The organism is Lysobacter hankyongensis (assembly GCF_039543145.1).
Lineage (GTDB): Bacteria > Pseudomonadota > Gammaproteobacteria > Xanthomonadales > Xanthomonadaceae > Lysobacter_I > Lysobacter_I hankyongensis.
Genome location: NZ_BAABJE010000015.1, coordinates 211,800 through 233,403 on the forward strand (window position 1 = coordinate 211,800; position 21,604 = coordinate 233,403).

The window sequence follows — 21,604 nt, forward strand, 5'->3', positions numbered from 1 at the left end:
GTCTTCTTCTGGGGGCTGTCTGTGAGTTCAATCGATGGCCAGCGGCGACGCGAGTCGCTGGCCTCCGCTGCGTGCCGCTTCCGCGGCTGGGGTGTCGCGGGGGAATGCCTGTGTCGCCTGCCGTGCCGCGGCCGCGGCATCGGTCTCGCCGGCGAGTTGCATCAGGGTGCGGGTCCAGATGCCGCCCAGCCGCTGCAGATCGTCTTCGTCGATCAGTTCGGCGGCGGCGACGAAACGCGCGGTGAGCACGGTCTCGTCGTCGTCGTCATGCAGCATCGCCATGGTCTGCAGGGTGTACGGCAATGCGAGCGACGCGTCGCGCGCGCCGAGCGCGGCGCCTTCCGGGGCGAGCGCCCAATCGCGGCGATCGCCGACCTGGGCCCGGCCGAGGTAGTTGAAGATGATCTGCGAGTCTTCGTGGGCCGCGAGCAGTCGCGAAGACACCGGGTCGATCTGCCGGAGCAGCGGATAGGCCCAGCCCTTGCGCGGGATGGCGCCCAACTGTTCGCGGACGCTGCGCAGCAGGGCATCGCCGGCCGAGGCGTGTTCGAGACCATCGCCGATCGCTTCCAGCGAAATCCGCGTCGGATAGAGGCTGGTGAACCAGCCCACGGTCCGGGTCAGGTCGAAACCGCTGCCGTATTCGCGGCCGTGTCCTTCCATGTCGAATCTCACCTCCGCGAACCCGCCATCGCCGCGTTCTCCGCGCCAGCCGGCGATCGTCGCCGCGAACGCCGCCACCAGCAGGTCGTTCACGCTCGTCGCGTTGCGGCGGGCGGCGGCGAGCAGCGCCGCGGTCGCCGATGCCGGCAGGGCGAGATCGAGGTGCCGGTACGCCGTGTCGCCATCGTCCGGGCGACGACGCAGCGGCCGGTGGCCGAGCAGGGGATCGGGCGTCGCCAGCACCGATTGCCAGTAAGGCAACTCGGCGCGGACGTCCTCGCCGACCGCCGCGGCATGCAGGTGCTGCGACCAGCGGCGATAGGACGTGCCGGTGTCGAGCACGGGATCGGCGCCGGCGAGCGCGGAGGCGTGCAGATCCGCGAGTTCCGCTTCGATCACGCGCCACGACACCGGGTCCATGACCATGTGGTGGAAACAGAACAGGACGCGATCTTCGCCCGCGCCGCCATCGTCGAACCAGACGACCTGCAACTGCGACGCCTGCTGCGGATCGAGCCGGGTCTGGGCCATGTGCAGGGCCTGCTGGTGCAGCGCGCCGCGCTGCAGGGCGTCCATGCCGCGGATGTCGCAGTGCCGGATGGCCTGCGCCGCGACGATCGCGCCCGGCGGCAGCACCTCGACGTCCGCGTCGTGCGCCTCCGCGGGCGGGACGCGCATGCGCAGCGCGCCGTGACCGTCGAGCAGGGCCTGCACGATCCGGGCCAGCGCGTCCGCGGTGAGGTTCGCCGGCGCATGCACCATGAAGTGCTGGAAGTTCCTCGCCGCGCGGCCACCGCGCGCGAACAGATCGCGCATGATCGGGGTCGGCGGAAAATGGCCGCTGCCGTCGTCGTCGTCGCGGAGGACCGACTTGGCCGCCTGCGCGAGCGCCGCCACCGTCTTCTCCTGCAGCACGTCGCGCGGGGTCAGGCCCAGGCCCGCCTTGCGCGCGAGGTTGATGAGCTGGATCGAACGGATGCTGTCGCCGCCGAGGTCGAAGAAACTGTCGTCGGCGCCCACGTCGCGCACGCCGAGCACGTCGGCGAACAACTCCGCGAGCAGCAGCTCGCGCGGCGTCGCGGGGCGGCGTCCGTCGCGGACGGCGAACGACGGTGTGGGCAAGGCCTTGCGATCGAGCTTGCCCGCGGGCGACAGCGGGAGCGCGTCGAGGACGAGGATGGCCGCGGGCACCATGTAGTCGGGCAGGGTCGCGGACAATGCGTCGCGCAGCCTGGCGGGATCGATGTCCGCGCCTGCCGCGGGCACGACGTATCCGACGATCCTGGTCAGGCCATCGTCGCTGCGCGCGACCGCACAGGCCGTCGCGACGCCGGGCCGTTCGGCCATCCGGGCCTCGATCTCGCCAAGCTCGATGCGCAAGCCGCGGATCTTGACCTGGTGGTCGACGCGGCCCAGGAAATCGATCTGGCCATCGGGCAGCCAGCGCGCCAGATCGCCGGTGCGGTACATCCGCGCGCCGGAGACGAAGGGGTCGGCCACGAAGCGCTCGGCGGTCAGGCCGGGGCGGCGGAAGTAACCGCGCGCCAGCCCTTCGCCCGCGAGGTACAGCTCGCCAGCGACGCCGACCGGCACCGGCTGCAGGCCGGCGTCCAGCACGTAGACACGGGTGTTGGCGATGGCTCGGCCCACGCGCACCGGCCCTTCGCCCACCTGCGTGCACAGCGACCAGACCGTGGTTTCGGTGGGGCCATACATGTTCCACAGCGCGCCGGCTTGCCGCAGGTAACGTGCGAGATCTGGCGGCAGCGCTTCGCCGCCGCACAGTACCCGCAGCCCGGCGTCGGGCCGCCAGCCGGCTTCGCGCAGCATCTGCCAGGTCGCAGGCGTGGCCTGCATCGCCTGCGGCCTGGTCTGTTCGATCAGGGCGCGCAGTTGCAGACCGTCGGTGCCGATCTCACGCGGCACGATGTGCGCACAGCCGCCGCACAGCAGCGGCAGGTACAACTCCAGGACCGCGATGTCGAAGGAGATCGGCGTGCAGGCGAGCAGCGTGTCGCCGGCATCCAGGCCCGGCTCGGCGCGCATGCTGTGCAGGAAGTTGGCCACGCCCGCGTGGCGCACGCTGACGCCCTTCGGACGACCCGTGGAGCCGGAGGTGTAGATCACGTAGGCCGGATGTTCCAGACGCAGCGGGCGTACCCGGGTGGCGTCGTCGGGATCGTCTTCGCGCCCGCGCTGCGTGTCGTGCGAGGGGGTGTCCAGCGTCCACACCGGGATGCCGTCCGGTACCGCCAGCCCCATCCCGGCGTGGCCCAGCACGCAGGCCGGCGCTGCGTCCTGCAGCATGTAGGCCAGGCGCGCTTCGGGGTAATCCAGATCCAGCGGCAGATAGGCCGCGCCGGCCTTCATCGTCGCCAGCAGCGCCACCACCAGTTCGATCGAGCGCGGCAGCGCGATCGCGACGATGTCCTCGGCGCCGATGCCGTGCGCGATGAGCCGATGCGCGAGCCGGTTGGCGCGAAGGTTGAGCGTGGCGTAATCGATCGACGCGTCGCCGCAGCGGAGCGCGACCGCATCCGGCGTGCGCGTGGCCTGGGCCTCGAAAAGCACCGGCAGCGCCTGTGCGGGGATCTGCGCCGAAGTCGCGTTCCAATCGTGCAGCATCCGCGCGCGTTCGTCGTCGTCGAGCAGCGCGAGGCTGGCGATGGCGCGGCCCGGCGATTGCGTCACCGCGTCGAGCAGGCGCACGAACCACTTGGCGATGCGCTCTGCGCCGCTGCGGTCGAACAGGTCTTCGCTGTACTCCAGTTCTGCGGGGATCCCGGCAGGCGTGCCGTCGTCCGCCCACTGCTCCGCGAGGCTGAGGCGCAGATCGAACTTGGCGACCGATTTGCGCAAGGTCTCCGTGCCCACGTCCAGCGCCTGCAGCGCTGGGCGGCCGAGCGCGTTGTTCTGCAGCACCAGCATCACCTGGAACAGCGGCTGGTGGCTGAGCGAGCGGACCGGGTTGAGCAGTTCGACCAGCCGCTCGAACGGCAGGTCCTGATGTGCGTAAGCGGCCAGGTCCACGGCCCGCACCCGGCGCAGCAGCGTGCGGAAATCCGGGTTGCCGGTCAGATCGGTGCGCAGCACCAGGGTGTTGACGAAAAAGCCGATCAGGCCGTCCAGTGCGTCGTCGGTGCGTCCGGCGATGGGCGTGCCGATGGCGATATCGTCGCCCGCGCCGGCCTTGCCCAGCAGCAGCGCGAACGCGGCGTGCAGGACCATGAACAGGGTCGCGTTTTCTTCGCGGGAGAGGTCGGCGAGACGCTGGTGCAGCGACGGCTCGATCGCGAACGCGACGACATCGCCGCGATAGCTGGCCACGGCCGGGCGTGGCCGGTCGGTGGGCAGCGCGATCTGTTCCGGGAGGCCGGCGAGGGTGTCGCGCCACCATGCGCCCTGGCGCGCGATCACGCTGTCGGGATCGCGCTCGTCGCCCAGCAGCTCGCGCTGCCACAGCGCGTAATCGGCGTACTGCACCGGCAGTGGCGCCCATGCCGGTGCGTTGCCGGCGCAGCGCGCGGCGTAGGCATCGCCGAAGTCGTGCAGCAACGGCCCCATCGACCAGCCGTCGCCCGCGATGTGGTGCAGTACCAGCAGCAGCACGTGGTCTTCCTGCGCGATGCGGATCAGATGCGCGCGCAGCGGCAGTTCGTTTGCGAGGTCGAAACCGCGCACCGACAGCGTCGCCAGCAGGTCCTCCAGCGCGACGCCGGCAGTCGCAACATCGTCCAGCGCATGCACGTCGAGCGCTGCCACGACCGATTCCGCGTCCAGGATCCGCTGCCGTGCGACGCCCTCCACTTCGATGAAGCAGGTGCGCAGGCTTTCGTGGCGCGCCATCAGGTCGTGCAGGGCGAGCCTCAGCGCGTCATGCTGCAGCGGCCCGCGCAGGCGCAGCGCCAGCGGCAGGTTGTAGGTGCCGCTGGGACCTTCGAGCTGCTGGATGTACCAAAGCCGCTGCTGCGCATGCGACAACGGCGGCAGCGCCGGGCGCGGCCGCGCCGTCAGCGGCGCGCGGGCGCGCTCGGCGCCGTCCAGACTGCGCGCCAGCGCGGCGACGGTGGGATGTTCGAAGAGGCTGCGGATCGCCAGCTCCACGCCCAGCGTGGCGCGGATCCGGCCGACCAGCCGCGTCGCCAGCAGCGAGTGGCCGCCGAGTTCGAAGAAGCTGTCGTCGATGCCGACTTCCGGCAGGCCCAGCACGCCCGCGAACAGGCCGGCCAGCACCGTCTCCTGCGGTGTGCGCGGCGGGCGCGCGTGGGCGCGGGAGAACGCTGGCGCCGGCAGCGCGCTGCGGTCGAGCTTGCCGTTGGGGGTCAGCGGCAGCGCTTCCAGCACCACCACTGCGGCGGGGACGAGCGCGTCCGGCAGCACCGCCGCCAGCGCCTGGCGCAATGCGCCCGCATCCAGCGTCGCACCCGCATCGGCGACGGCGTAGGCCACCAGCCGCTTGTCGCCGGCCTCGTCTTCGCGGGCGATCACCGCCGCGCGCGCAACGCCCGTCAGACGGACCAGCGCGGCTTCGGTCTCGCCGGGTTCGACGCGGACGCCGCGGATCTTGACCTGGTGGTCGACGCGCCCCAGGAAATCCAGGTCGCCGTCGGCGAGCCGGCGCACCCGGTCGCCGGTGCGGTACATGCGCTGGCCGGGCACGAAGGGATCGGCGACGAAGCGTTCCGCGGTGAGCGCCGGCCGCCCGAGGTAGCCGCGGGCCAAACCGTAACCGCCGATGTACAGTTCGCCCGGAACGCCGGGCGCGACCGGTTGCAGACCGGCATCGAGCACGTAGAGACGGGCATTGTCGACCGGGCGGCCGACCGGCACCGGTCCGCCGCGATGCTCGCCGGCACGGAAGGCCTTCCACGTCGAGGTCATCGTGGTTTCGGTCGGGCCGTACTGGTTGGCGAGCACCTCGCAGCCGAGCGCGGACAGCGCACGTTGCAGCAGGTCGCCCGGCAGCGCCTCGCCGCAGGTGTGCACCTGCCGCAGGCGCAGCGGCAGCGCCAGTTGTTCCTGCGTCTGCACGATTTCGTGCAGCAGGCTCGGCGTCACGCTGAGCACGCAGGTCGCGCCGTGTGCCTGCATCGCGCGCAGCGCCGCGGCCGGGTCGCGCGCGCTGTCGCGGTCGACGATGGCCACCGCGCCGCCGCCGATCAGCGGGCAGAGCAGGTCGCGGATCGACGGGTCGAACGAGATCGAGGTGAGATTGAGGGCGATGTCGCCTTCGCCGATGCCGTAGTTGCGCGCGAGAAAGCGCAGGTACGCCGCGGCGCTGCGGTGCTGGATGCAGACGCCTTTCGGTTTGCCGGTCGAGCCCGAGGTGTAAAGCACATAGGCGGCATTGCCGGCATCGAGTGGGCGCACGCGGACGTCGTCGTCCGGATTGCCGGCGTCGGCGCCCGCCAGCGCATCCACGGTCCAGAGCGTGGACGCATCGAGCGCGGACACCTGCGCGAGCAGGCGCGCGCGCGATTCGGCGTCGACGATCGCGGCGACGGGCGCGGCGTCGGCCAAAGTGTCGGCGATGCGCGCCGGCGGGTATTCCGGATCGATCGGCAGGTAGACCGCACCGGCCTTGAGGATGCCCAGCAGCGCAGCGACCAGCGCCGGACTGCGCGGCAGCGAGAGCGCGACGATGTCCTCGCTGCCGATGCCCGCGCGGATCAGACCATGGGCGATGGCGTTCGCCTGGCGGTTGAGTTCGGCGTAGGACAGGGTGCGGTCGCCGTGCAGCAGGGCGGGCGCATCCGGGGTGCGCGCGACCTGCGCCTCGAACAGCGCCGGCAGGGTGGCGGCCGGCCACGCGCGCGCGGTCTCGTTCCATGTCCGCTGCAGGTCTTCGCGTTCGTCCGCATCGAGCAGGCACAGGGCGGAGACCGGCGCCGCCGGCGCCGCGACCATGCGTTCCAGCACGTCCACGTAACGCGACGCCAGCGTGCGCACGCTGTGCGCATCGAACAGGTCGCGGCTGAATTCGAGCTCGGCGGCGATGCCCGCGGGCGCGCCGGCCGCGTCGTGCTGTTCGCCCAGCGCCATGCGCAGGTCGAACTTCGACATCGTCTTGCCCACCGGCATCGGCTGCACGTCGAGGTCCGCGAGCGCGATCCGCGCATCGCCGGTGTTCTGCAGCATCAGCATCACCTGGAACAGCGGCTGGTGGCTGAGCGAACGCGCGGGATTCAGCAGGTCGACCAGACGTTCGTACGGCAGGTCCTGGTGCGCGTAGGCGGCCAGGTCGGCGGCGCGGACGCGATCGATCAGGGTGCCCATGTCGGGATTGCCCGAGAGATCCGCGCGCAGGACGAGGGTGTTGACGAAAAAGCCGACCAGATCGTCGAGCGCGTCGTCGGTGCGGCCGGCGATCGGCGTGCCGATCACGACATCGTCGCCCGCGCCCAGTTTGTGAAGCAGCACCGCGAAGGCCGCGTGCAGCACCATGAACAGCGTGGCGTTGCGCTCGCGCGCCAGCGCCAGCAGGCCGGCATGGAGTTCGGCGTCGATGTCGAAGTAGATCGCGTCGCCGGCATGCGTCGCCACCGGCGGCCTGGGACGGTCGGTCGGCAGATCGATGCGATCGGGAATGCCGTCCAGCGTGCGCAGCCAGTAGGCCTTCTGCCGGGACAGCAGGCTGTCGTCGGCGGCTTCATCGCCCAGCAGTTCGCGCTGCCACCGCGCGTAGTCGGCGTACTGGACCGGCAGCGGCGCCCAGTCCGGGGCGCCGCCCTCGCACCGCGCGGCATAGGCCTGCGCGAGGTCGCGCAGCAGCGGCGCGAGCGACCAGCCGTCGCCGGCGATGTGGTGCAGCACCAGCACGAGCACGTGTTCGTGGTCCGCGATCTGCAGCAGGTGCGCGCGGATCGGCAGCTCCCGGGCCAGATCGAAACCGCACGCCGCCGCCGCGTCGATCGCCGCGGCGAGCGCCACCGGATCGTGCCATCCGGCATCGTGGGCGCGATCGAGGATCACCGGCGCCTGCGCCGCCGGCACGATGCGCTGGCAGGGCGTCTCGTCGTCGGCAGCGACGTCGATCAGCGTGCGCAGGCTTTCGTGGCGGGCGACGAGATCCTGCAGCGCCGCCTGCAGCGCGTCGACGTCGAGCGCGCCCTGCAGCTTCAGCGCGAGCGGGATGTTGTAGGCGCCGCTCGGACCTTCGAGCTGCTGCACGAACCACAGCCGCTGCTGCGCGAACGACAACGGCAGCGCGCCGTCGCGCGGCTGCGGACGCAGCGCGGGGCGGCGGGCGCCGTCGCCGCCGATGCGTTCGGCGAGGCCCGCGACCGTGGGGTGTTCGAACAGGGTGCGGATCGCCAGCTCGACCCCGAGCGTGGCGCGGATCCGGCTGACCAGCCGGGTGGCGAGCAGCGAATGGCCGCCGATGTCGAAGAAGTTGTCGTCGATGCCGACCTCGGCCAGCCCGAGCACGTCGGCGAACAGCGCGACGAGCGTGGATTCCTGCGGCGTCCGCGGTGCGCGGCGGTGCGCGCTGGCGAAGTCCGGCGCGGGCAGGGCCTTGCGGTCGAGCTTTCCGTTGGGCGTCGTCGGCAGCGTCGGCAGCACCAGGATCGCGGCCGGCACCATGTATTCGGGCAGGTCGGCGCCGAGCGCGCGCCGCATCGCCTGGGGATCCAGCGTCATGCCGTCCCCGGCGACGGCATAGCCGACGATCTGCAGGTGACCGGCGTGGTCGGGACGCGCGACCACGACGCTGCGCGCGACGCCCGGCTGGCGCGCGATCGCGGTTTCGATCTCGCCCAGTTCGATGCGGAAGCCGCGAACCTTGACCTGATGGTCGACGCGGCCGAGGAAATCGAGCTGGCCATCCGCGGTCCAGCGCACCAGATCGCCGGTGCGGTAGAGGCGTTCGCCGCAGGCGAAGGGACTCGCGACGAACCGCTCCGCGGTCAGCGACGGACGCCGCAGATAACCGCGCGCGAGGCCGCGACCGGCGAGGTAGAGCTCGCCCGCGACGCCGACCGGCACCGGACGCAGGCCGCTGTCGAGGACGTAGACCTGCGCGTTGGCGAGCGGGCGGCCGATGTTCGAGGAGGCGACATCGGTGTCGCCGTCCCAGCCGGTGACGTACACGGTGGATTCGGTCGGACCGTAGAGGTTCGCGATCCGGCATGCCGGCCAGTCGCGCGCGATCCGCTCGGCCAGGGCGGGCATGAAGGCCTCGCCCGCGAGCACCAGGTCGCGCACGCCGTGCAGGGAGACGCCCTGATCGATCAGCGCGGCCAGCGCGGACGGCACGGTGCTGATCAGGCTGCGGGTGAAGGCTTCCACCGGCTCCTGCGCGAGCGCGAGCAGATCGTCGACGATCCGCACGCCGCCGCCCATGCACAGCGGCGAGAACAGTTCGAACACCGACACGTCGAAGCACAGCGACGTGCTCAGCCACATCCGTTGCAGGCGATCGCCGAAATGATCGACGGCCCAGCCGACGAAATCGGCGAGGTTGGCGTGGCTGATCACGACGCCCTTCGGGCGCCCGGTGGAGCCGGAGGTGTAGATGACGTAGGCCGGATGGCGCGGGTCGGGCGTCGGCCACGACCGCGCGGCGCCGTCGGCCGCCGGCGAGGCGTCTTCGGCCGCGTCGTGGGTCGCGATCAGGACGCGGTCGCGGGCGTGCAGGAACGGATGATCGGTGCGATCGGAGAGCACCATCACCGGTTCGGCGTCCTCCAGCATGAACGCGAGGCGGTCCGCCGGATAGGCGAGATCCAGCGGCAGGTAGGCGGCACCCGCACGCAGCGTCGCCAGCACCGCGACGATCGCGTCGAAGGACCGCGGCAGGGCGATCGCGACGAGGCGCTCGGGGCCCGCGCCTTCCGCCGCGAGCCGTCGCGCCAGGCGTTCGACCCGGGCATCGAGCTCGGCGTAGCTCAGCGATGCGTCGCCGCGGCTCAGGGCGAGGGCATGCGGCGTGCGCGAGACCTGGCGCGAGAACAGGACGGGCAGCGGGTCGGCGGCGAATGCCCGCGCGGTGTCGTTCCAGCGCAGGAGTTGCCGTTCGCGTTCTTCGGCGTCGAGCAGATCGATGCCGGCGATGACCGCGTCCGGCTGCGCGGCGACCGCTTCGAGCACGCGGGTCATCCGCGCGGCGAAGCCTTCGATCGTGCGCGGGTCGAACAATTCGGTCGCGAACTCGAACGAGGCCATCAGCCCGTCGGGCTCGCCGCTGCGGGTGCGGCGTTCGAAGAACACCAGGTTGAGGTCGCACTTCGCCACGGATGTGCCGATCGGTTCGTGGCGCAGCTGCAATCCTGGCAGCGTGAGGCTGGCATCGCTGCCGTTCTGCAGGTCGAACATGACCTGGAACAGCGGCTGGTGACTCAGCGACCGGACCGGGTTCAGCAATTCGACCAGACGGTCGAAGGGCAGGTCCTGGTGCGCATAGGCCGCAAGGTCGGTGTCGCGCACGCGATCGAGCAGGGCGAGGAAATCCGGCTGTCCGGACAGGTCCGTGCGCAGCACGAGGGTGTTCACGAAGAACCCGACCAGATGTTCCGTGGCGTCGTCGGTCCGGCCCGCGATCGGCGTGCCGACGACGATGTCGTCGCCCGCGCCGAGTTTGCCCAGCAGCAGCGCGAACGCGGCATGCAGGGTCATGAACAGCGTGGCGTTGCGTTCGCGGCCGATGTCGACGAGGCGGCGGTGCACCGTCGCGTCGATCTCGAAGGACACGGCATCGCCGCGGTAGCTCGCGACCGCGGGGCGCGGATGGTCCACGGGCAGGTTGATCTGCTCGGGGATGCCGGCGAGGGTCCGCTTCCAGTAATCGGCCTGCTGGTTGAAGCGGCTGTCGGGATCGAGCTCGTCGCCGAGCAGTTCGCGCTGCCAGAGGGCGTAGTCGGCGTATTGCACCGACAGCGGCGGCATGCCCGGCGAACGACCGGCGGCCCGCGATGCGTAGGCTTCGCCGAGGTCGCCCAGAAGCGGCGCCAGCGACCATCCGTCGCTGGCGATGTGGTGGGTCAGCAACAGCAGGACATGCGTGTCGGCGGACAGGGCCAGCAGATGCCCGCGGATGGGCAGGGCGCGCTCGAGGTCGAACGTGCCGGCGGCGAGCCGGGACAGCGTATCGGCCAGCGCGGACGCGTCCACCGGTTCGACGGTGAGTTCGGGCTGGGCGGACTCGGGCGGCAGGATGCGCTGCACCGCGACGCCGTCGATCTCCGCGAACACGGTGCGCAGGCTTTCGTGCCGGATCACCAGGTCGTGCAGCGCGGTGCGCAGCGCATCGACATCCACCGGACCTTCGAGCCGCAACGCGAACGGGATGTTGTAGGTCCCGTTCGAGCCTTCGAGCTGATGGATGAACCACAGGCGCTGCTGCGCGTACGACAGCGGCAGCCGCTCGGGGCGCACGGCCGGGCGCAACTGCGGGCGGGCTTCGCCGGCGCTGCCCAACTGCTGCACCAGGGCGGCCACGGTCGGGTGCTCGAACAGCGTGCGGATCGCGAGGTCGACGCCCATCGTGCTGCGGATGCGGCCGACCAGTCGCGTGCCCAGCAGCGAATGGCCGCCGAGGTCGAAGAAGCTGTCGTCGATGCCGACGCTGTCGAGTCCCAGCACCTCGGCGAACAGCGCCGCGAGCGCGGTCTCCTGCGGCGTCCGCGGCACGCGGCTGTCGAGGCGATGGAATTCCGGGGCCGGCAGCGCCTTGCGGTCGATCTTGCCGTTCGACGTGAGCGGCATCTCGTGCAGCATCACGATGGCGGTCGGGATCATGTACTCGGGCAGGGAGGCCGCCAGCGCATGGCGCAGCGCGTTCGGCTCCAGCGCCGCGGCGGCATGCGCGACCACGTAGCCGACGATCTGCTTCTCGCCCGAGGCGTCGCTGCGGGCCAGCACGGTGGACTGCGCCACGCCCGGCAGGCGCGCCAGCGCGGCATCGATCTCGCCGAGCTCGATGCGGTAACCGCGGACCTTGACCTGATGGTCGACGCGGCCGAGGAAATCGAGCTGGCCGTCGACGCGCCAGCGCGCCAGGTCGCCGCTGCGGTACATGCGCTCGCCGGGCACGAACGGATCGGCGACGAAGCGCTCGGACGTCAGCGCCGGGCGGTTGAGGTAGCCGCGCGCCAACCCGCGGCCGGCGAGGTACAGCTCGCCGACGACGCCGACCGGCGCCGGGCGCAGCGCGGCGTCGAGCACGTACACGCGCGCGTTGACGATCGGCCGGCCGATCGGCGGCGCGACCGCGCCGTGCAGCGGGTCGCCGATGGTGGCGCAGACGGTGGTTTCGGTTGGCCCGTAGGCGTTGAACATGCGGCGACCGAACGACCAGCGATCGACCAGCGCCGGTGCGCAGCTGTCGCCGGCGACGATCAGCTGCGCGCAGTCGGGCAGGTGGTCCGGCATCATCACCGGAAGCGCGGCAGGCGGCAGCGTCGCGTGGGTCACGCGATGCCGGCGCAGCGTATCGAGCAGCGCGTCGCCCGGCACCAGCGCGTCCGCATGGGCAAGCACGAGGCACGAGCCGGACAGCAGCGCCATGCAGCATTCCCAGAACGCCGCGTCGAAGCTGGGCGAGGCGAACTGCAGCACCCGCGACCCCGGACGCACCGAGAAGCGTTCGATCTGGCTGATGGCGAGGCTGCCGATGCCGCGGTGGCTGACGCCGACGCCCTTGGGCGTTCCGGTCGAGCCCGAGGTGTAGATCGCGTAGGCCAGCCGGTCGATCGCGGTGTCGCGCTCCGGCGCGGTGTCGGGATACTCGGCGATGGTGTCCGCTTCCGTGTCCAGTTCCACCAGTTGCGCCCAGTGCGACGGCAGGCGATCGAGCACGCGCGATTCGCTGACGATCACCGGGGTCATCGCGTCGTTCAGCATCCACGCGATGCGCTCGGCGGGATAGTCCGGATCCACCGGCAGGTAGGCCGCGCCCGCCTTGAGGATGCCCAGCATGCCGATCGGGAAGCATTCGGAACGTTCGACGCACAGGGCGACCAGCGACTCCGGGCCGACGCCCAGTTCCTGCAGGTAATGCGCGAGCCGGTTGGCCTGCGCGTCCAGTTCGGCGTAGGTCAGCGTGCGTTCGCCGAACGCGACCGCCTCGGCTTCCGGCGTTTCCGCGACCCAGCGTTCGAACAGCGCGACGAAATCGCCCTCGGGCAACGGGCGATCGGTGTCGTTCCATTCCACCGTGAGGCGGCGACGCTCTTCGTCGGAGACGATGGCGATGTCGTGAAGCCTGCACGCCGGATCGGCCAGCACGGTCGCGAGCAGGCGCTGGAAGCGCTCCGCGAGCGCCTCGACGGTGCCGTGGTCGAACAGGTCGCAGGCGTAGTCGATCGACGCGTAGAACACGCTCTCGCCGTCCTCGATCTGTTCGAGGAAGGTGAAGTACAGATCGTTCTTGGCGTTGATCATGCTCAACGATTCGGGGCGCATCGACAGCCCGGGCATGCCGTCGGTCTCGGCCCCGGCGTTGTTCTGCACCACGATGGTCGTCTGGAACAGCGGCTGGTGGGACAGCGAACGCGTCGGGTTGAGGATTTCCACCAGACGTTCGAACGGCATCTCCTGATGCTCGAACGCCGCCAGGTCGGTATCGCGCACCCGCTGCAGCACCGTTTCGAACGACGGATTGCCGGACAGGTCGGTGCGCAGCACGAGGTTGTTGACGAAGAAACCGACCAGTTCATGCAGGGAGTCGTCGGTGCGTCCGGCGATCGGGCTGCCGACCACGATGTCGTCGCCCGCGCCGTGACCGTGCAGCAGCGCGGCGACCGCGGCGTGCAGCACGATGAAGGGCGTCGCCTGATGGCTGCGGGCCAGCGCGTGGATGCCGCGATACAGGCGATTGTCGATGGTGAAGAACACCGCGTCGCCGCGATGGCTGGAGACCGCGGGATGGGCGCGATCCGCCGGCAGATTCATCCGTTCCGGCAGGTCGGCCAATTGTCGACGCCAGTAATCGGCGAGATGCGCCGACAGGCTCTCGGGGTCGGATTCGTCGCCGAGGGTTTCGCGTTGCCACAGCGCATAGTCCGCGTATTGCACCGGCAGCGGCGCGAAGGCCGGCGCATGTCCCTCGCAGCGGGCCCGGTAGGCCTCGAACAGGTCGCGCGTCAGCGGCGCGAGCGACCAGCCGTCGCAGGCGATGTGGTGCAGCACCACCAGCAGCACGTGCGTCGTGTCGGCCAGCCGGTACAGCGTCGCGCGGATCGGCAGATCGCGTTCGAGGTCGAACGCGTAGCTGCTCTCGGCGACCAGAACGTCGTGCAGGCCTTCCTCTTCGACGTCGCGGGTCTCGAAGACGACTTCGACCGACGCTTCGGGCAACACGCGCTGTTCGCCGCCGGCACCGTCGTCGCCGATCACCGTCCGCAGGCTCTCGTGACGCGCGACCAGATCGCCGAAGGCGGCGCGCAGGGCGGACGCGTCGACCGCGCCCTCCAGCCGCAGCGCGAACGGCATGTTGTAGATCGGCGAACGACCTTCGAGCCGGTAGGTGAACCACATCCGCTGCTGTGCGAAGGACAGCGGAATGGTCTGGTCGTAAACGGTGCGGGCGTTGCTGTGTTCCATCTCTTCTTTCATTCCTTGTCGGCGATCGCATCGTCCGGGGCGGCTCCCGGACGCGGCACATCGAACCGGTCAGCTGGGTTGTCGTGTTCTCTGCAGCATCGGTCGGACCACGACGCGGGCCTTCGGCGCCTGCGCGATGCGCTCGGCCAGCTGCGCCACGGTCGGCGCCTCGAACAGCGTGCGGATGGTGACGTCGACAGAGAAGCTGCTGCGGATGCGGCCCAGCAGTCGCGTCGCCAGCAGCGAATGCCCGCCGAGGTCGAAGAAGTTGCCGTGGATGCCGACGCGTTCGATGCCGAGGACTTCGGCGAAGAGCGCGGCGAGGGTCTGTTCCTGCGGGGTGCGGGGCGCGTCGTCGGCGGAACCGCCACCGTCGCCGAAGTCCGGCGCGGGCAGGGCGGCGCGATCGAGCTTGCCGTTGGGCGTGAGCGGGAACTGCGCCATCGCCACCACCGCGGCCGGCACCATGTACTCCGGCAGATGCTCCGACAGCGTGCGGCGCAGGCCGGCGGTGTCGAGCGTGCGCCCGCCTTCGGCGACGACGTAGGCGACCAGCTGCTTCTGCCCCGGACGATCCTCGCGGGCGATCACCGCCGCCTGGGCGACGCCGGGCAGGCGACGCAACTGCGCCTCGATCTCGCCGGGTTCGACCCGGAAGCCGCGCAGCTTGACCTGATGGTCGACGCGGCCGAGGAAGTCGAGTTCGCCGGTGGGCAGCCAGCGCACCAGATCGCCGGTCCGGTACATGCGCGCGCCGGGCGTGAACGGGTTGGCGACGAAGCGTTCGGCGGTGAGCGCGGGACGGCGCAGGTAGCCGCGGGCGAGGCCGCGGCCGGCGATGTACAGCTCGCCGGGCACGCCGACCGGGACCGGCTGCAGCTGCGCGTCGAGCACGTAGACGCGGGTGTTGGCCAGCGGCGTGCCGATCGCGGGTTTGTCCTCGCCCGACAGCGGCGCGCTGGTGGTGGCGCAGATCGTGGCTTCGGTGGGCCCGTACTCGTTGAGCATGCAGCGACCGGGCGACCAGGCGCGGACGACGGCGCCGGGGCAGGCGTCGCCGGCGACGCCGAGCGAGGTGAGGGTCGGCATGGCGGCGGGGTCGAGCTCGGGCAGGAGCGCGGGCGGGAAGGTGGTGTAGCTGATGCGTTCGCGGTCGACGATGCGGGCGAGGGCCTGTGCGGAGAGGACGTCGTCGGCGCGGGCGAGGACGAGGGTGGCGCCGGCCATGAAGGCGAGCGCGATCTCGGAGATGGCGGCGTCGAAGCTGTGGGAGGCGAACTGGAGCACGCGCCCGTCGGTGCCGACGCCGAAGCGTTCGCCGAGGCTGGTGGCGGTGTTGCCGAGCCCGCGATGGGTGACGACGACGCCCTTGGGCTTGCCGGTGGAGCCGGAGGTGTAGATGACGTAGGCGGGGTGGTCGACGCCGAGGGCGATGGCGGGGGCGTCGGTGGGCGCGGCGTCGATGGCGCGCTGCGTGTCCGGGTCGTCCCAGCGGCAGGCGGTAATGCCTTCGGGCAGGGTGCGGAGCGAGTCGGCGGTGGCGAGGGTGAGGACCGGGCGCGCGTCCTCGACCATGTAGGCGAGACGTTCGGCGGGATAGTCCGGATCGAGCGGGAGGAAGGCGGCGCCGGCCTTGAAGATGCCGAGGAGGGCGACGATGACCTCGATGCCACGCGGCAGTGCGAGGCCGACGATGTGTTCGGGGCCGACGCCGCGTTGGTGGAGGAGATGCGCGACCTGATTGGCCCTGCGGTCGAGTTCGGCGTAGGACAGGCGGACGTCGTCGAAGGCGAGCGCGATGGCGTCGGGCGTGGCCCGGGCCTGTCGCTCGAACAGCGCGGGGAAGGGCCGCAGGGGCAGGTCGCGATCGGTGGCGTTCCAGGTCTGCAGCACCTGCGTGCGTTCGGCTGCGGGCATGACGTCGATGCGGCGCACGTCCTGGGTGGGCGATGCCTGCAACGCGTCGAGCAGGCCTTCCAGCGCCTGCTGCATGTAGCCGCAGATGCGTTCCGCCGAGTGCGGCTTCGCGACCTGCACGTTGAGTCCGAGCGCGTCGCCGCGATCGTCCACGGAAAGCGTGAACGGATAGTTCGAGCGCTCTTCGCCGCTGAGCCAGGTCACGCCGGGCAGCGGATCGGGGCCGGCCGACGCCACCGTGTCGTAGTGACGATAGTTCAGCAGCGCGCTGAACAGCGGCGAAGGCGCGGCGACCCCGCTGCAGCGCTGCGCGAGCGCCAGCGACGCATGCTCGTGGTGCATCAGCTCCGCGAGGCGTGCGTGCGTGGCCAGCACCGCCGCCTCGACGCCGGTGCCCGACAGATCGAGTCGCACCGGCAGGGTGTTGATGAACAGGCCCATCGCGCGATCCGCACCCGTGCCCGCCTGCATGCGGCCGAACAGCACGGTGCCGAACACCACGCGATCGCGACCGCTGGCGCGGGCGACCACGAGCCCCCAGGCGAGATGGAACAGGCTCGCGACGCTCACGCCGAGCCGGCGCGCTTCATTGCGGAGCCGGTCGTTGAGCGCGGCCGGCAGCAGGCGTTCGCCATCGTCCATCGCGCTGCCGTCGCGGTGCACGTCGGCGAGACCGAAGGGCAGCGTCGGCTCGTCGATGTCGGCGAGCATCGCCCGGAAGAACGCCTCATGTTCCGCGTTGCTGCGCCCCATGCGCCCCTGCGCGACCATCTCGCGGAACTGCAGCGGCGGCGGCAGCGCATCGCCGCGACCGTCGAGGATCGCGCGGATCTCGCCGAGCATGATCGACAGCGACGAGACGTCGTCGATGAGATGGTGCTGCATCTGCAGCACCAGCCAGCGTCCGGAGTCCGGCTCGCGCGCGATCGCGAAACGCAGCAGCGGCGCCTGGCCGAGATCGATGCGATAGCGGCGCGCTTCGAAGCGACGGGCGAGCGCATCGATGGCCGGGCCTTCGGCGGGATCGAGCTGGACTTCCTCGACATGCACGCTCGCCTGCCGCAGCACGACCTGCGCCGGCGCCGACATCTGCTCCCACACGAACGCGGTCCGCAGGATGTCGTGGCGATCGACCACCTGCTGCACGGCGGCGAGATAACGGTCGAAATGCGCGCGGTCGGGGAAGGCTAGGCGGTTGACCTGCAGGTACGGATCGCCCTGCGTCGCGAGCAGGTGGTGGAAGAGAATGCCGTCCTGCAGCGCGGACAGCGCGTAGATGTCCTGGATGTTGCCGATGCCGCCGGGCACGGTCGATGCGATGCGGTCGATGTCGGCCTGGCTCAGGTCGATCAGCGGCAGCATGTCCGGCGTGATCGCGAGCGCGCCTTCGGGAATCCGGTTCGGCGGCGCGACGATCCGGCGCTCGTCGCCCAGCGAAGCGGCGAGTTCGGCGAGCCTCGGGTGCAGGAACAGCGTGCGGATGTCGAGGTGGATGTCCTGTCGACGCAGCTGTTCGATCAGGCGCACCGCCAGCAGCGAATGCCCGCCGAGCTGGAAGAAGTGATCGTTGCGGCCGACGCGCTCGACGCCGAGCAGGCGGGACCATGCCTCGGCGATCGCGAGTTCGACCGCGCCCTGCGGCGGCACGTAGGCATCGCGCAGGAAATCGTCGCCCGTCGGTGCCGGCAGCGCCTTGCGGTCGAGTTTGCCGTTGGAACTCAGCGGCATGGTCTCCAGCAGCACGTAGGCGGCGGGCACCATGTATTCCGGCAGACGGATCGAGAGTTCCGCCTTGGCCGCGGCGATGAACGCATGCGTGTCGACCGGCGCGCGCGTGGCGACGTAGGCGACCAGACGCTTGTCGCCGGGCGTGTCTTCGCGCGCCACGACCACGCACTGGGCGACCTCCGGCATCGCCGACAGCGCGGTCTCGATTTCTCCGAGTTCGATGCGGAAACCGCGCAGCTTCACCTGATGGTCGTTGCGGCCGAGGAAGTCGATGTTGCCGTCCGGCAGGAAGCGCGCGACATCGCCGGTGCGGTAGAGCCGCGCCTCGGGATCGGCGCTGAACGGGTCGGGCAGGAAACGCTCGGCGTTGAGCGCGTCCCGGTTGAGATAGCCGCGGGCGACGCCGACGCCGCCGATGTAGAGCTCGCCCACCACCCCGAACGGAACCGGACGCCCCTGCGCATCGAGCAGGTACATCTGCGTGTTCCAGATCGGCTTGCCGATCGGCACGATCTCGCCGTCGAAGCCGGGCGGACAGGTCCATGCGGTGACGTCGATCGCCGCTTCGGTCGGGCCGTAGAGGTTGTAGACCATCGCCGAAGGCAGGATGCGCTGGGTCTTGCGCAGAGTGGCTGCAGGCAGGGCCTCGCCGCTGCAGATGATGCGCTGCAGGCTGGTGCAGCGTCCCGCGCCGTCGTATTCGACGAATCCGGCCAGCATCGAAGGCACGAAATGCAGCGTGGTGACGCCATGACGCACGATCAGCGACGCCATCGCCGCCGGATCCTTGTGCGCATCCGGCGGCGCCATCACCAGGGTCGAGCCCTGGGCCAGGGTCCAGAAGAACTCCCACACCGACACGTCGAAACCGAACGGCGTCTTCTGCAGCACGACATCCTCGGGGCCGATCCGGTATGCGTCCTGGATCCAGTCCAGCCGATTGGCCAGCGCACGGTGCTCGTTCTGCACGCCCTTGGGGATGCCGGTCGATCCCGAGGTGTAGATGACGTAGGCCAGATGGCGCGAGGTCAGCCCGATCGCGGCGGTATCCGGATCGACGTCCGGCTGGCCGTCGACCAGGGCGGCATCGTCCAGCGCCAGCACCGTCGCGCCGCCGGTGTTGCCGTCCAGCGCGCGGCGGCCCGCCTCATCCGTCAGCAGCAGCGAAGGCGCCGCATCGTCGAGGATCATGCCCAGACGGTCGGCGGGATAGCTCGGATCGAGCGGCAGATAGGCGCCGCCCGCCTTCAGGATGCCGAGCAGGCCGACCACCATTTCGACGCTGCGATCGACGCAGATCGCCACCCGGTCGTCCGGGCGCACGCCGCGCGCGATGAGCGTGTGCGCGAGACGGTTCGCCTCGCGGTTCAGTTCGGCGTACGTCAGCGCGCGCTCGCCGCAGACGAGCGCCCTGAGCGTCGGGCGTTCGCGCGCCATCTGCTCGAAGGGCTGATGCATGCACAGCGATTCGCGATGCGGCGCGGCGGTGTCGTTGAGCGACTTCAGCACGAAGCGCCGTTCGGCCTCGGGGAGGATGTCGAGCTCGCGGAGCGGTTTCGAGGGCGCCGATTCGAGCGCGGACAGCAGGCTCTCCAGCGCCTGCTGCATCTGTGCGGTCACCCGCGCGGCATCGTGCGGCCGCGCGATCTGCGCGACCAGGTCCATCGCGTCGCCGCCTCGGCTGGCGCCGTAATCGTCGACCGAGAGGATCAGCGGATAGTTGGTGCGCTCGTCGCCGCCGAGCCAGGCGATGCCTTCCGGGAGCCTGGACCCGCCGGTCGTGTCCGGAGCCGCGTCGTGCCGGTAGTTGAAGAGCGCGCTGAACAGCGGCGCGGGTTGCGGCACCGCGCTGCAGCGCTGGGCGAGGCTCAGCGACGCGTGTTCGTGGCGGATCAGGCCGGCCAGGCGCGCATGGCACTCGCGCAACGCGTCCGCCACCGGCGCATCGCCGATGTCCAGGCGCAGCGGCAGCGTGTTGATCGACAGGCCGAGCGCGCGTTCGCCGCCCTGCATGCGTCCGAGCAGCACGCTGCCGAACACCGCCTGCTCGCGGCCGGAGGTGCGCGCGACCACCAGCGCCCATGCGAGATGGCACAGGCTCGCCACGGTCACGCCGCGCCGGCGTGCGGTCGCACGCAGCGAGGCCACCAGCGAAGCCGGCAGGGACAGGCGCGCCTCGTCCAGATCGTCGCCGGCGCCATGCACGTCGGCGAGGCCGAACGGCAGGCAGGGCTCGTCGATGTCGGACAACATCGCGCGGAAGAAACGCTCGTGGACCTCGTCCGGGACCCCCAGCCGCGCATGGGCCACGAGATTGCGATAAGGCTGCGCCGGCGGAAGGACCGCCGCGGCGTCCCGCATGCGCAGGGACACGTCTTCGAGCAGCCCGTCGACGGTCGAGCGGTCGCCGATCAGGTGATGCTGGATCTGCAGCAACTGCCAGCCATCGCCTTCGGGTTCGGGTGCGGCCACGAAGCGCAGCAGCGGCGCGCGGGAAGGATCGATCGTGCCGGCGAAGGCCTCCAGCGCGGCGAAATCGACTTTATCCACGCGCAGCGGCGCGTCGCGCTGCACGACCTGCACCGGCTGCGACAGGCGCTGCCAGTGGAAGGCGGTGCGGAGGATGTCGTGATGCGCCACGATTCCGCGCATCGCGTCGAGGTAACGCTCCAGGCGCTGGCGGCTGTCGAAGCGCAGCCGCATCGTCTGACGGTACGGGTCGTTGCCGGCATCGAGCAGGTAGTGGAAGAGGATGCCGTCCTGCAGCGGAGACAGCGGGTAGATGTCCTGGACGTTGGCGACGCCTCCGGGCGTGGCGGCGACGATCCGATCGATGTCGTCCTGCGCGAGCGATACCAGCGGCAGCATCGCGGGCACGATGCGGTCGGCGTCGGCCGGAATGCGGTTTTCCGGGATCTCGATGCCCTGTCCTTCGCCCAGGTGGGCGGCGAAATCGGCGAGCGTCGGATGTTCGAACAGCGTCCGCACGTCGACCGGATGACCGAGGCGCCGCAGCTTGCCGGCGAGCTGCATCGCGGTCAGCGAATGCCCGCCGAGTTCGAAGAACTGATCGTTGCGACCGATCCGGTGCAGTCCGAACAACTGCGCCCACTGTTCGGCGACCAGCGTTTCCAGCGCGCCCTGCGGCGGCGCGTACTCGCGTTGCGCGATGGCGTCCGCTTCGGGCGCGGGCAGCGCCTTGCGATCGATCTTGCCGTTGGCGGTGGCGGGCATGGCCTCCAGCACGACGATCGCGGCGGGGATCATGTGATCGGGCAGCGATGCGGCGAGCGCGGCGCGCAATTCCGCGGCGCGCAGGGATTCGCCTTCGCCGGTGACATAGCCGACGAGCCGCTTGAGCCCCTGAGCGTCGTCGCGTGCGACGACCGCGGCCTGGGCGACGCCAGGCAGTTTTGCCAGCTGCGCCTCGATCTCGCCCAGCTCGATGCGGAATCCGCGGATCTTCACCTGATGGTCGACGCGGCCGAGGAACTCCAGCCGGCCCTCGGCATCCAGCCGCACCAGATCGCCGGTGCGATACATCCGTCCGCCCGCGCGGAACGGGCTGGCGACGAAACGCTCCGCGCTCAGACCGGGACGGCGCAGATAACCGCGGGCCAGTCCTTCGCCGCCGAGATACAGCTCGCCCGGAACGCCGGCCGGCACCGGATGCAACGCGGCATCCAGCACGTGCGCGTCGGTGTTGGCGATGACCTCGCCCAGCCGGATCGGCGCGTCGCCGATGCGGTCGCAC

The 21,604-nt window shown here is 70.7% G+C and carries 2 protein-coding genes; both read right to left on the minus strand.

Going from position 1 to position 21,604, the window contains the following annotated elements; translation table 11 throughout:
- Positions 1-27 precede the first annotated feature (27 nt).
- Positions 28-14,217: a non-ribosomal peptide synthase/polyketide synthase gene (locus ABD974_RS15200; RefSeq protein WP_345304177.1), complete on the minus strand. Its 14,190-nt coding sequence runs from the start codon at positions 14,215-14,217 to the stop codon at positions 28-30.
- Between the two features lie 57 nt (positions 14,218-14,274).
- Positions 14,275-21,604, minus strand: a 7,330-nt coding sequence (locus tag ABD974_RS15205; RefSeq protein ID WP_345304178.1) for an amino acid adenylation domain-containing protein, incomplete at its 5' end; no start/stop codon positions are given.